Below are 13,635 nucleotides of genomic sequence, written 5' to 3' on the forward strand. Positions count from 1 at the left end.
TCCTTTCTTGCCAAAAAAAGTTGAATAATCATCCGAATTTTACATTCCATGAATTTCGTTCGGTCGTTAATTGTTAACCAAATAAAATAAATTAAGGTTTACAATCAGGTTTATTGTAACAGGATTTCACCCGCACGGGAAGTTATTTCCTGGTCCGGTATTCGTAAAGGCAATCCATCCCCTTTAACGCTCACAAAAAAAGAGCATCTCCCCGAAGGGAAATGCTCTTCCTGAACCGCCGGAACCCCGGCGGGTTAAATGCTTACCGATAGTTTTGGCGCAGCCATTCCCGGCTTGCGGCAATGCTTTCAAACGGCGGATTCTGGCACTCGTCCTGCTCGACGATGAACCACTTCGTACCGATTTCTTCGGCGGCGGCCAGTACCGGCTTCAGGTCGACTTCGCCTGTGCCCAGCTCAACCGTGAGCAGCTTACCGTCTTCCTTGCGCAGGTCTTTCACGTGAAGAAGCGGCGTTCTGCCCGCATACTGCTTCATAACCCCGATCGGATCGAAGCCGGCGTTATGAGCCCAGCACACATCCAATTCCACGAACAGCTCATTTTGCGGGAGCGCGGAGAAAAATGCGTCAAACATCGTCTGATCGCCGATTTTCTCTTCAAACTCGAACGAATGGTTGTGATACCCGAAAGCGATTCCGTGTTCCGCGAAACGGCGGCTGCTCTCCTTGAGAATTTCCACGATTTCACGGAAGCCTTCCTCCGTACGTTCAGGCGGAAACCAGCCCGGGCAGGCGACATACTTGCTGCCGATGGCCACGTTCATTTCGATTTCCTCGTCCAGGTTTTCCTGAAGACGGTGAATGCCCACATGACTGCCGACCGAAGTCAGGTTCAGTTCTTTCAGAAGTTCACTCAATTCACGGGGAGAAAGTCCTCCGTAACCGGCAAATTCCACCCCTTCATACCCGAGCTCCGCCACTTTCCGCAAAGAGCCTCTGAAGTCCTTCTCCGTTTCCGAACGCAGGGTGTATAACTGCACGCCAATTCCGATCTTTGTCATCTACGATCACCTTTCCTCTGTCCTGGGTTATGGGGATGTCGGAAGGGAAACGCTTCCCTTCGCCAAAAAACCTCTCCTTCTATTGATACCATACCTCGTTTATAATGAGAATGAATGATCCACGCAGAACATGAACTATTTCGCTAAATTATCAAAAAGGAACGATGCCTCGTGACAGGAATTCAGGACCCGGCGTCAGCCGTTAAAGATGAGGTCCATATTTTGTCCGCCGGTTATTCGGTGCACCGCAAGCCTTTCGTCTCCAATCAGCGGGACGGAATTGAATACTATTTGCTGCGGCTTCAAACGGAAGGCACCTGCCAGGTTTGGCAGGAAGGCCGCTATGTAACCGCAGAGCCGGGCGATCTTCTGCTGTACCGTCCCGGAGATGCCTACGAGCTGCGCATCGGCAGCCAGCACGAGACTTTACCGCCGGACGCCGATACCGTATACAGCGGCGATTATTACCTGATGTGCAGCGGAAGCTGGATGGACGCCTGGTGGGAGCGTTTCAAGAGGCCCGGCATTATCCGGGTCGGCCTGGACGACAGTTGGCTGAACATCTGGCGGGAAATTTTCCGCGAACGCCGCCGGCTGCACGATAACCTTCAGGAAATCGGCGATTATCTCGTTCGCGTGCTCTGCCTGTCGCTGGACCGCGTCATCGGCGATCTCGCGGATCTGGGGTCGTTTCCCCAGAAGCCGCGCTTCTCTTACATGGTCCAGCGCATGAAAACGTACATCGAGCAGAATGCCTCGGAGGCCTTCACGCTCCAGGATCTGGCCGACCACGTCGGACTAAGCACCTCGCGCGCGGGTCACCTGTTCCGTGAGACGTTCGGCCAGTCCGTCATGGATTACGCCATCGAGGTCCGGATCTCGATGGCGTGCGAGCGCATCCGCTTCGGCGCGATGACGCTGGAACAGGCTGCGGAATCATGCGGCTTCCACAGCTATTCGTATTTCCACCGCACCTTCCGGGCGCGGATGGGCCTCTCTCCCCGCGAGTACCGCGACGGTAAGCTCGGCAGCCTGGAGAAACCGCAAGAACACGGCGTGACGTGAAGACCGTACCGGCCGAAATAGCGGCCAAACAAAAACAGCCCTTGTCCACTCCCGGACAAGGGCTGTTTTTCCTGCTGCGCCGAACCGGCATTTTGTATCTTTTCGCGCTGCTATCCGAAGCTCCAGGCATCCAGACGCAGCGCCACATACGGAGGCTGCCCGTGGCATGCTCCTGCAGACGCACCATCAAGCCGCTCATTCCGCTCTGCTCATACGTGGCGCGGACCCGCTTGCCTTCCCCCGAACGGCTCCGCCGACGGCTAAGGAGCGACTTTCACCGCTTTGACCCAACTGACGTCTTTGCCCCATTTTTTCTCGTGGTATGAGAACAGGATATAGGTGCGCCCGTCGTTCGCATCCGTGCCCGCTCCCGCTTCCTTGGCGTAATAGCGAACTTTCGCCGGGAACGTCTCGCCGGTGTAGACGAACCCGCCGGACATGCCCGCCTTCTTCGCTTCTTCTTCGTTCGTCGACGCGCCTGTAAGGCGCTCGATCATCTCCAGCGCACGCGGCATCGTCACGGCATCGGGACCGAAGGCGTAGCTCTCCGGCTTCTGGCCCTTGCCGAGCGCGTCAGGCGCGGGCTCCCAAGCGGCCACGGTGCCGTTCTGAACGTAAGGATACACCTTGTAGCTGTATCCTTCCTGCTTCAGCGCTTTGCCGCCGGTGCTCTCCAGCTCTACCTCGACCACCGTGGCGTACGCCGCGGCTGCGGATGCCTGAGACGGCACCTCCGCAGGCTTCTCCGCCGCAGGCACGACCCGGGCACGGAGTTTAATGTCCTCGGGCGCTAGCGTCGGATCTATGTTAAAACGGATCACCGCGTATATCCCGGCAGCCAGACACAACAAAATGAGTCCGATCATCCATTTTCTTCTATTCATCCGTTCCCCTCCGTTTCTCTCTTTGTCCATGTTACTTCCTCCGCGCCAAAAAAACAAACCCCGAAGTTTCCTTCGGGGCCTGGGGCCTAAGCCTTCGCATTTCCTTGCGTCCCGGTACCTAAGCGGGTTCCGGCAGCGCCTCACGTCAACAAGTCCGAAAAGCCTATAAACCTGTGGCGCCGGCCTGCTGAAGCTCATTTTGCAGCTCATCGTGAATGAGACCGTTTGTCGCCATCACATTGCGTACGCCAAGCGTATAAGGTTGTCCCGCCGTATCGGTTACACGACCGCCCGATTCCTGGACGAGCAGCGCACCCGCGGCTATATCCCAGGCATTCAGCCCGATTTCGTAGAAGCCCGACAGACGGCCCGCCGCCACGTAAGCCAGATGCAGCGCCGCCGAACCCGCATTGCGGAGATTGCGCACCTTCGGCATGAGAGCGTTGATACCGGCCAGGTTGATTGGAAGAGCGCCTTCGCGGTCGGCGGGGAAACCGGTTCCGACCAGACTTTCGGACAGCGCCGATTCATCCGATACGCCAAGCTTAGCGGCTTTCAGATAAGCGCCCTTGCCTTTTTCCGCCACAAACAGCTCGTCGCGCATGGGATCGTAGACCACGCCCACAATCACTTCACCTTTGTAAGCAAGCGCAATGGATACGCTGAAGAACGGAAATCCATGTATAAAATTCGTCGTACCGTCGATAGGATCGACGATCCATAAGTACTCGGCATCGCTCACGTTGTCAAGGGCGGCCGCCGACGCCTCGGGACCCGGCTCCACGCCTTCCTCGCCAAGAAACGCATGATGGGGAAAATGCGTCAGAATCAGATTGCGGATCATTTTCTCCGATCCCTTGTCCACTTCCGTCACAAGATCGTGGGGGGAATACTTCACATCCACCCGGCGGATTTCACCCACCCGGCTCTTAATCCATTCGCCCGCCTTCGCGGCGGTATTGATAGCGACGGCCGTAAAGCTTTTGCCGCCGACACGGTAAGGTTCCTGATTTACAGTCGTCATTGGATATCACTCTTTTCTCTCGCAATCTAGTATAGTTCTAGTATAGTAAATGAAACGAATTCCGTGCCACATCGTTTCACCCAAATTTCCTCGTAGGATCTGCCAAAAAATAAAGCCGCGTACGCCGTACATTCATCCACCGGTCAATTTTTCTGCCCGCGCAGCCTTCCCGCAACCCGCGAAGCTAGACGGAATCCCCGCGAAAGTACCGGAAAAGCCGTCATGATCCGGCCCCAGATCCGGAAGCCTGGCGAGAGCCTCGACGATACGCGGCCTTCCCGGCTTATCGTCTCCAGCCGGGCCAGCACCTTCGCGGCGGGCACAGGCGGATCGAAGCCGATGTTCGCGTCGCCCTTGCAGAGCAGCGGAGCCTGCGGGCCTTCTCCTCCACGGCGGATCAGACGGTGGGCGATAAGCCCTCCCTCTTCCCCTTGGAAGAGGACGATATCGCCTCTCCGGAGATCCGCGGCGCTCGCCTGCACGAACGTGCAGACGCTGCCCTCGCGGATCAGCGGCCGCATGCTCGTGCCGCGCGACGGAATCTCCACGCGCCCTTTAAGCTCCAGGGCGCGCCTCACGACAAGCGCCTCGGCGCCGAGTCCTTCGCTGCCGAGGCGGCTATGGACCTCTCCGCCCATCAGACGCCGGCCTTCCGGGGAGCAATGACATTCCAGAAGAGATCGTTCTTCTGGAAGAAAAGCTCGTGGACCGGTACCCGTTCCAGGAAACGCATGCACAGCTGCATCACCGTGCGGGTCTCCTCTGCCCCCGTCGTCCAGAAGAAGACCTGGCTCATGACAATCGGCAGAGCATCCGCCGCTTTCATCGGCTCCGTCCGGACTTCCTCCGACTGCCTGAGCACGTACATCCCCTCCAGCGGAGCGGCCGGAACGCCATCGCCGATATCCCAGCGCGAATCGCTGCGGAAAGGCGAGTTGTACGCCAGCGCCTCGGCTCCGCCGTCCGGTCCCGCTTCGGGAAGGGCGATCACCGTCGCCTCGTCGCTGAGCAGGACACGCGGCCTGGACAGCAGCGCGGCCGTTGATTTGCCTGCTCCGGACGGCCCGGCGAATAAGTAGCCCCTGCCGTCCTGAACGGCGCACGAAGAGTGCATCAGCAGGCCCAGCCCGTTGCGGATCAGGAAAGCGCTGTAGACGTTCATCAGCGCATGCTTCAGCGCGAACTCGTCCTGAACCGCCACGGAAGCCGACTTAAGATCCTCGTCGGCTTCGATCCGGTAATCGGCCCGGGTATAGATAACCTTCCCGCCGCGCTTCTCCGCGGCAACGTCGAAATCGACAAACGGCACGCCGTAGCCGCCCTTTATGTTCAGCCGCAGACGCGGCTCTTCCCCGTCGTCCCCGAAGCCTCTATCAAATGATTCTCTCAACCACTCACCGAGTACCGGGGAGTCCGTTTCAATGCCGATCCGCTCATTTCCGATCCGGGTCAAAAAACGCGTCATGGAAGGTCCTCTCTTTTTGCAAAATAAGCTTGATTTTCATAAATTTTACCTGATATCGGACCGCTTCACAACAACAAAAAACACAAAAACCCCCACAGACGGCGCACACCTTTCCATTCTCTCAAGGTGTAACCGCCCAAAGGGGTCTTCATGTATGTATGGAGTTGCAAATTTTCGGAAGGACTATTCCTTGCAGGCAGCGCAGCTTTACGCGCCTACGATGTTGTAACCGCCGTCTACGTGAATAATTTCGCCGGTAATGCCGCGGGACAGATGGCTCATCAGGAACATGGCCGTATCGCCGACTTCCGCCGTTTCCGTCGTTTTGCGCAGCGGAGCTTTCTCTTCCACCTGATGCAGGATGGAGTTGAAATCTTTAATGCCTTTGGCGGCGAGGGTACGGATCGGACCGGCCGAAATGCCGTTCACACGGATACCGTGCTGGCCAAGATCGGCTGCCAGGTAACGTACGCTTGCTTCCAGCGCCGCTTTGGCCACGCCCATCACGTTGTAGTTGCGCATAACGCGTTCCGCGCCGAGGTAGGTCATCGTCATGATGCTGCCGCCCTCCGTCATCAGCGGATACATGTGCTTCGACACCGCAACCAGCGAGAATGCGCTGATGTCCTGTGCCAGAGCGTAGCCGTCGCGGGAAGTATCCACGAACATGCCTTCCAGCTCTTCCGTGCGTGCGAACGCGATGCTGTGCACCACTCCGTGCAGAACGCCGAACTCGCCTTTGAGCGTATCAGCCAGGCGTACGAGATCTTCGTCTACCGTTACGTTGCAGGGCAAAATAAGCGAATCCGGAATATTACCGGCCAATTTGCGTACACGCTCTTCCACACGCTCGCTCTCATAAGTGAATGCGAGGCGCGCGCCTTGAGCCGCCAAAGATTGCGCAATCGCCCATGCGATGCTGCGGTCATTGGCAACCCCCATAACCAGAATGTTCTTGCCGTTCAATAAACCCGATGTCGTCATTCGACAATCTCCTCTCGGTTCGAAATTGGACAATCCTTCACTTTAACAAGGTACCCCATTTGACCGGCAAAGACAAGAAGAACACGGCAAAAACATGCACCGTTACCGGATTAACGCGGAATTCCGGAGGTTTTTATAGATTTAAGCGAAAAATCGCAGCCTATGTGGGCCATCATCTCGCAGAGACCGATTCCCTTGCCTTCATCGCTTCCGGCACGATCCTACGGAACGTTTATTTGCACGGAAGCCTCTGTCAGTATGTCTACGTCTTTTTCCGGTTCCAGATCCTTCATCAGACGAAAAAGGGCGGCGTCCTTCATTTTGGCTTCAATCATAACGTCGAGCCGCGGAGTGATCCCGGCAATGCCTCTGAAAAATTCCAGCAAAGGTCCGGCTTCCACGTAATCCGCATGGCTTCGAATGTCTTTATCGTTCTTGGGGCTCGACACATGGATTTTGGGCGGCAGCGGCTGATCCGCGCTATCCGGAAGCGAGACGCAGAGCTGCCCTTCCCATGTCGCCTGTATCCGGGGCCACAGCTCCAGAATGTCCTCCCCCTCGTTATTCACTTGATGATGATGGACATCGAGCACCATGGGCACTCCGACCTTCTCGCAAATTTCCAGCGTTTCGCGGGCGGTGAACGTTTTGTCGTCGTTTTCCAGAGTGAGACGGCGCCGGGCGCTTTCGTTCAAATCGGCAAAATGAGCCAGAAACCGCTTGGCCGCTTTCGGTTTGTCTCCGTAAGTTCCGCCTACGTGGATGTTGAGCTTGGCGTCCTCTCCGAGTCCCATTGCCTCCAGCATCGCGGCATGCCGCTCAAGGTCCGCATAAGACTTGAGCAGGACATCTTTGCGGGGGGTGCTGAGAACCGTAAAGTGATCGGGATGGAAGCTCGTCCGCATTCCGTGCAGCTTGGCGTAATCCCCCACTTCTTTAAATTCCTCGGCAAGAGCCGGGATCGGATCCCAGCCTTCCAGCATGTCATGGCCCAGCAAGGGAATCAATTTGGACGAATAGCGGTACACCTTGATATCGTAAGCGCGGTTATGCCTAAGCAACCGGAGCGTATTGTGAAGGTTCTCGGCTCCTATTCTCTCCAGCTTGCGGACAGCGGCTTCCCGGTCATTCAACTGGCCGAACAGCGTTGCCGTCATCGTCTTGGACGGGGACGCATTCTTCACTTCCGTGGACATCGCCACATACCCCAAGCGTACGATCATGGCCGTTGGTCACATCCTTGCTCCTGATTGGTCTTTAGTGATAAGATGCCCCGAATAAAAGGCTACTATATTTATGGAGGCAAAATTTTAACGATCCGAAATTTCAGCGGCCCAAAACAAAAAGCAGCCGTTTTCTCAACCGGGGCCGAGATCAAAGCTGCTTTTCATATTCATGGTATACAACGAAAAGGATTGTCCGAAACGGTCGCTTCTTACTGGCTTCCTTGTTCGCCGAAAAACATCTCGTGGGCCAACGCGGTCTGCACGCGCGCCTCTTCCTCGGTCAGCTTGCGCACCAGATCCATTTCCACGAGGGTAACTTCATCCCCCTGAAAAGTGATTTCCGCAATGGAAGCGCTGATCTTTACGATAGCCACCGCCTCGTTGGCCGGCGAATACGCGATTACTTTCTGGCCGGTCGGATATACGCGAAACCCGCTTTTGCGCATCTTGCAGCGCCCGTATTCCAACAGCTCGTACAGTTCCTGCTCGGATTTGAATTTGCATACGGAATTAAATTCGGTCTGAAAGCCCATAGCGCCCTCCCGGCTGATCGAAATAGTAGTCGTTGCTAAAAGAGCATACGGGAAAGCCGCTCTCCGGCGTCATCGTCAGCCTCCGGTTTCCCCGGGCCCGCGGGGTTGTACCTGCGGACGGCAACCTGCTCCCCTGCATGCGAAAACGGTGTCCGGCCAAGCCGTTACTCCACCGTATATTTGATTTGCTGTTTGGCCGCGTGGCGTTCCAGCGCAAGCCGGATGAGATCGTCCAGCAGCTCCGCGTAAGGTTTGCCGGATTCCTTCCAGAGAAGGGGATACATGCTGAACGGGGTAAAGCCCGGCATGGTGTTGATCTCATTGATATAAATCTGGCCGTCCGTCCGGGTCAGGAAGAAATCGACCCGCGACAGGCCCGATCCGTCGATGGACTGGAATGCCTGGACGGCGAGCTCCTGAATCTGCGCGGCGGTTTCTTCCGGCAGATCCGCCGGAATGACCATCGTCGATTTGCCGTCGACGTATTTGGCCTTGTAGTCGTAAAACTCGCTGGAAGATACAATCTCGCCCGGAACGGAGGCCAGCGGCTCTTCGTTGCCGAGGATGGCGACTTCAATCTCCCGCGCGTCCACGAACTCTTCCACAATCACCTTCCGGTCGAACTGGAAGGCATACTCCACCGCTTCGATCAGCTCCTGCCGGTTGCGGGCTTTGGAAATACCCACGCTCGAACCCAGGTTGGCCGGCTTGATGAAGCACGGATAGCCGATGGAAATTTCGGTTTCCATCAGGAAGAACGGCTGATCCTTCTCCCACTGGGAGCGGGTGAAGTGCCGGTACACGCACTGCGGGAGCCCCTCCTGCGCGAACATTTTCTTCATGGCGACTTTGTCCATTCCGACGGCCGAGGCGAGCACGCCCGCTCCAACGTACGGAATGTTCGCCATCTCAAGCAGCCCCTGGATGGTGCCGTCCTCTCCGAAGGTGCCGTGCAGCAGCGGCAGCACGACATCGACGGCTTCCGTCCGGGCGGCTTCACCCGCAGCGGCCACTTCGGCCATTACCCCGCCCGCCTGGCTCGTAAGGCCGGAGAAGAAAGGAGCCAGAGCCGCACCCGCCGCTTCGCCCTCGGAAGCGTCGAAAGCGAGCAGCTCCTTGCGCTCCACGCGGCCGTTCAGAGCCGCTCCCCGGCGCCATTCCCCCTGCTTTGTAATATAGAAAGGAGTAATTTCATACTTCGATGCATCCAATGCTCCAATGACGGCATGCGCGGTTTGCAAAGATACCTCATGCTCCCCGGATTTACCGCCATAGATCAGTCCTATCCGCAATTTCCGGCTCATGTTTCCCCTCCGCCTGATTTCGATCATCTTTATTTATCCATCCATTTCATCCGAAACACGGACAAAGGCGTACCGGGTTTTATCCGTCCACGCGTACGAGTCCTTATAATCCCAGTAGCGGTGCTTGCTGCTGACGGTATGCGCATTCACGAGCGGCATGCCGCTCGCATCCAGTGCGGTCACGAACGTATTGTGCTGAAAACGTCCGTCTCCGTCCCAGTCATAGCTGATAAAATCGCCCGGCCTTAGTTCGGCGGCCGAGGAAACGAGCGTTCCGCTCAGCCCTCTGCGGGAAGCGGGCACGTAAAGCTGAAGAGCCTGGGCGACCGCCCAGCTGTAACTCCAGAACTCGCGGCTGCCCTGCTTGCCCGCGTACCACCAGCCGGCGCCTCTTTTCCCAGTATAGTTCATCGGTGTCCCCCCTGCAAAGAGACATTGGGAGACGTAGCTTGTGCAGTCCACTTCAAATTCAATAAAAGCCGGATTGTACCGGTTCCACCAGGTGTCCGCATATTTGACCGCTTTGTCGCGATCGTAAAGCTTCTTCCGGCTTTCGGGGTAAGTTCCGACATGGTTCAGTATACTATAATTCAGGTAGGGCTGCGACGAGGAGATTTCACCTTCGGGCGTGTAAATTCCTTCCTCCGCCAGCCAGGAGTAGGATTGTCTCGTTTTTTCCCGCTCGCTCTCCCGGGCCGAAATCTGCGCGATGATCCAGCGCGATCCCTTACGGATCAAGCCGACCCGTTCCCGGATGACGATGCACTCCTTCCGCTCCCTGCCCCCTTGTTCGTAAAAAAACTGCCGCTGGCACTCGACATCCGCGGTAACGCCTTCCTCGTGTTCGTGCACATGCTGAAGCTTAAGCCGCATTTCTCCACGCAGCGCCTTGACTCCGCGTTCTTTGCGGCTTTCGATCAGCCGGTGATACCGGGCGTCGGTTTCCCGGCTGAACCGTTCGTCTTCCACCACGTTTGCCAGCACTCCGGCCGACGCTTCCGTTTCCGCCGTATTGCGTGCGTGCAGATAATCGTACAGCGCTGTTTTCCAGGACATGCCTTTCCCTCCCAAGAGCCTACAGTCCGTTACGGGGACCGGCCTTATACGCATGGATAATCCGCGTGGATATTCGCTTAAATATATGAAAAATTTCAAATAAAAATGAGTCATTTTATTCTTTACGCGGCAGGGGGAACACGGTATACTAAGGATATAGCGAAATATGAAATTGAGTTTCATCAGATGAAACACCACCAACCAACCAAACGTAAGACACGGACAAATTTCAATTCGCCATTCAAAGATCATAAGGGAGGCTTTGCAATGCCGCAAAAAGACGCTTTTAACGTACGCAAGCAGCTGACGGTAGGCGGTAAATCTTACCACTACTACAGCCTGCAGGATCTCCAGCAGCAGTTCGCCGGAATTTCCAAACTGCCTTTCTCCATTAAAGTTCTGCTTGAAGCCGCAATCCGCCAATACGACGGCCGCGCCATCACGGACGAACACGTGAAGCAAATCGCAACTTGGGGCGACGAGAACGCCGACCACAACAAAGAAATTCCTTTCATTCCTGCCCGTATCGTCCTGCAGGACTTTACCGGCGTACCGGTCGTAGTTGACCTCGCGGCCATGAGAGACACCGTTGCACGCGCAGGCGGAGACCCTAAACGCATTAACCCGCTCGTACCGGTTGACCTCGTAATCGACCACTCCGTTATGGTCGACGCTTTCGGTAACGGTATGGCGCTTGAAACCAACATGGAGCTTGAATTCGAGCGTAACGAAGAGCGCTACCGCTTCCTGCGCTGGGCGCAAACCGCATTCGATAACTTCCGTGCCGTACCTCCGGCGACCGGTATCGTTCACCAGGTAAACCTGGAGTATCTCGCTTCCGTTGCGGCTACCAAAACCGTAGACGGTGAAACGACCGTATATCCGGACTCCCTGGTAGGTACCGACTCCCACACCACCATGATCAACGGTCTCGGTATCGTAGGCTGGGGCGTTGGCGGTATCGAAGCCGAAGCCGGTATGCTCGGACAGCCGCTGTACTTCGTAACGCCTGAAGTTATCGGCTTCAAACTGACCGGACGTCTTGCCGAAGGCGCAACGGCGACCGACCTTGCCCTCACCGTCACTCAAACGCTTCGCAAGAAGGGCGTTGTCGGTAAATTTGTCGAGTTCTTCGGTCCCGGCCTTGACGACCTCGTCCTGTCCGACCGTGCGACGGTTGCCAACATGGCTCCTGAGTACGGCGCAACCGTAGGTTTCTTCCCGGTTGACAACAGCACGCTGGAATACCTGAGAAACACAGGCCGCAGCGAAGAGCAGATCGCTCTCGTTGAAGCTTACTATAAGGCGCAAGGCATGTTCCGTACGAAAGACTCGGAAGAGCCGATCTACTCCGATGTAATCGAAATCGACTTGTCCACCGTTGTACCGAGCCTTGCAGGCCCTAAACGTCCTCAAGACCGCGTCGAGCTGACGGCGATGAAAGAATCTTTCAACGACATCCTGCGTACGCCTGTAGACAAAGGCGGATACGGCCTGTCCGACGAGAAAATCGCCGAAGAAGTCGAAGTGAAATACGCGGACGGCAGAACAGCCAAAATGAGCACGGGCGCCGTTGTAATTGCAGCGATCACGAGCTGTACAAATACATCCAACCCGAACGTTATGCTCGGTGCGGGCCTTCTCGCGAAGAAAGCCGTCGAGCGCGGCCTGAAAACGCCGGCTTACGTGAAAACTTCCCTGACTCCGGGTTCCCTGGTCGTTACCGACTATCTGGAGAAAGCCAACCTGCTTAAACCGCTTGAAGATCTTGGCTTCTTCGTAGCGGGATACGGCTGCGCAACTTGTATCGGTAACTCCGGTCCGCTTCCGGACGAAGTGAGCCAAGCCGTTGCCGACAACGACATGACGGTCGCTGCCGTTCTGTCCGGTAACCGTAACTTCGAAGGCCGCGTTCACGCACAGGTTAAAGCGAACTACCTCGCTTCCCCGCCGCTGGTTGTCGCTTACGCGCTGGCAGGCAACGTGAACATCGATCTGACGAAAGATCCGATCGGCTACGGCACGAACAACGAGCCTGTCTACCTGAAAGACATCTGGCCGAGCAACAAAGAAATCGAGGAAGCTGTCGCGACAGCCGTTACGGCCGAAGCTTTCCGCGAGAAATATAAAGACGTGTTCCGTGCCAACGAGCGCTGGAACCAAATCGCGGTACCGGAAGGCGAGCTGTACGAGTGGGACAAAAACTCCACTTACATTCAAGAGCCTCCGTTCTTCCAAAACCTTGGCCAGTCCCTGGACGACATCAAAGACGTCCGCGGCGCCAAAACGCTTGCGCTTCTTGCCGACTCCGTTACGACGGACCACATCTCTCCTGCCGGTAACATCAAGGTAGACAGCCCTGCGGGCAAATACCTGATCGAGCATGGCGTGGACAAAAAAGACTTTAACTCCTACGGCTCCCGCCGTGGTAACCACGAAGTCATGATGCGCGGTACGTTCGCGAACATCCGCATCCGTAACCAAGTGGCTCCGGGCACCGAGGGCGGCGTAACGACTTACCTGCCGACAGGCGAAGTGATGTCGATTTACGATGCTTCGATGAACTATCAGGATAAAAACACTTCCCTCGTCGTTATCGCGGGTAAAGAGTACGGAACCGGAAGCTCCCGTGACTGGGCGGCCAAAGGTACGCTTCTGCTGGGCGTCAAAGCCGTTATCGCAGAGAGCTTCGAGCGTATTCACCGCAGCAACCTGGTAGGTATGGGCGTACTTCCGCTTCAATTCCTCGAAGGTCAAGGATGGAAAACGCTTGGTCTGACCGGCCGCGAAACGATCGAGATTTCCGGCTTGTCCAACGATGTGCAGCCAGGCGAGCAAGTAACCGTAACGGCTACCCGTGAAGACGGCACGTCGTTCGAGTTCAAAGCTATCGTTCGTTTGGACAGCATGGTGGACGTGGATTACTACCGTAACGGCGGTATCCTGCAAACCGTACTCCGTCAAATGATGTACTAAAAACCAACGCTTAGTAACCAGTAAACAAAAAAAGAGAGCCCTCGGGCTCTCTTTTTTGCGTTAGAAATGCTGCGTTCCTCATTCTTCTAAGCTCAAA

General features: G+C 56.2%; 12 protein-coding genes. 2 read left to right on the forward strand and 10 right to left on the reverse strand.

All coding sequences use genetic code 11. The features are described from left to right. Positions 1 to 262: 262 nt before the first annotated feature. Complete coding sequence (locus HMPREF1207_RS09445; RefSeq protein ID WP_009676879.1) at positions 263 to 1,021, reverse strand: sugar phosphate isomerase/epimerase family protein; 759 nt, start codon at positions 1,019 to 1,021, stop codon at positions 263 to 265. Between the two features lie 171 nt (positions 1,022 to 1,192). On the opposite strand from HMPREF1207_RS09445, the gene HMPREF1207_RS09450 reads away from it, so the two are divergent. Next, entirely contained in the window at positions 1,193 to 2,086 is an 894-nt protein-coding gene (locus tag HMPREF1207_RS09450) for an AraC family transcriptional regulator (RefSeq protein ID WP_009676905.1), read from the forward strand. 260 nt (positions 2,087 to 2,346) lie between these two features. Here HMPREF1207_RS09450 and HMPREF1207_RS09455 read toward each other — a convergent pair whose 3' ends face one another. From HMPREF1207_RS09455 to HMPREF1207_RS09495, 9 genes are all read right to left on the reverse strand, one after another. Then, positions 2,347 to 3,000 carry a hypothetical protein gene (locus HMPREF1207_RS09455; protein WP_009676874.1) on the reverse strand — a complete coding sequence of 218 codons (654 nt, stop codon included), beginning with the start codon at positions 2,998 to 3,000 and terminating at the stop codon, positions 2,347 to 2,349. Between the two features lie 133 nt (positions 3,001 to 3,133). Further along, positions 3,134 to 3,994 carry an inositol monophosphatase family protein gene (locus tag HMPREF1207_RS09460; protein ID WP_009676869.1) on the reverse strand — a complete coding sequence of 287 codons (861 nt, stop codon included), beginning with the start codon at positions 3,992 to 3,994 and terminating at the stop codon, positions 3,134 to 3,136. Positions 3,995 to 4,137: 143 nt separating this feature from the next. Next, positions 4,138 to 4,632, reverse strand: coding sequence for a S24/S26 family peptidase (locus tag HMPREF1207_RS09465; RefSeq protein ID WP_009676886.1), 495 nt, complete (start codon positions 4,630 to 4,632; stop codon positions 4,138 to 4,140). After that, the gene (locus HMPREF1207_RS09470) at positions 4,632 to 5,459 is read right to left on the reverse strand and encodes a hypothetical protein (RefSeq protein WP_009676873.1); all 828 of its coding nucleotides are present in this window, start codon (positions 5,457 to 5,459) and stop codon (positions 4,632 to 4,634) included. The genes HMPREF1207_RS09465 and HMPREF1207_RS09470 overlap by 1 nt, the downstream gene beginning before the upstream one ends. Before the next feature lie 207 nt (positions 5,460 to 5,666). Continuing rightward, positions 5,667 to 6,443: an enoyl-ACP reductase FabI gene (gene fabI / locus HMPREF1207_RS09475; protein ID WP_009676877.1), complete on the reverse strand. Its 777-nt coding sequence runs from the start codon at positions 6,441 to 6,443 to the stop codon at positions 5,667 to 5,669. Between the two features lie 221 nt (positions 6,444 to 6,664). After that, entirely contained in the window at positions 6,665 to 7,666 is a 1,002-nt protein-coding gene (gene uvsE, locus HMPREF1207_RS09480) for a UV DNA damage repair endonuclease UvsE (protein WP_009676914.1), read from the reverse strand. A gap of 212 nt (positions 7,667 to 7,878) precedes the next feature. Continuing rightward, positions 7,879 to 8,202 (reverse strand): hypothetical protein, encoded by a 324-nt coding sequence (locus HMPREF1207_RS09485; RefSeq protein WP_009676907.1) that lies wholly within the window; start codon positions 8,200 to 8,202, stop codon positions 7,879 to 7,881. A 164-nt stretch (positions 8,203 to 8,366) separates the two neighbouring features. After that, entirely contained in the window at positions 8,367 to 9,506 is a 1,140-nt protein-coding gene (locus HMPREF1207_RS09490) for a D-alanine--D-alanine ligase (protein WP_009676909.1), read from the reverse strand. Positions 9,507 to 9,539: 33 nt separating this feature from the next. Further along, complete coding sequence (locus tag HMPREF1207_RS09495) at positions 9,540 to 10,562, reverse strand: amidase domain-containing protein (RefSeq protein WP_009676924.1); 1,023 nt, start codon at positions 10,560 to 10,562, stop codon at positions 9,540 to 9,542. Between the two features lie 267 nt (positions 10,563 to 10,829). On the opposite strand from HMPREF1207_RS09495, the gene acnA reads away from it, so the two are divergent. Further along, a complete protein-coding gene (gene acnA / locus HMPREF1207_RS09500) occupies positions 10,830 to 13,538 on the forward strand; it encodes an aconitate hydratase AcnA (RefSeq protein WP_016423617.1) in 2,709 nt (902 codons plus the stop codon). The last annotated feature ends 97 nt before the right edge of the window (positions 13,539 to 13,635 follow it).

The sequence above is a fragment of the Paenibacillus sp. HGH0039 genome (assembly GCF_000411255.1).
GTDB lineage: Bacteria > Bacillota > Bacilli > Paenibacillales > NBRC-103111 > Paenibacillus_F.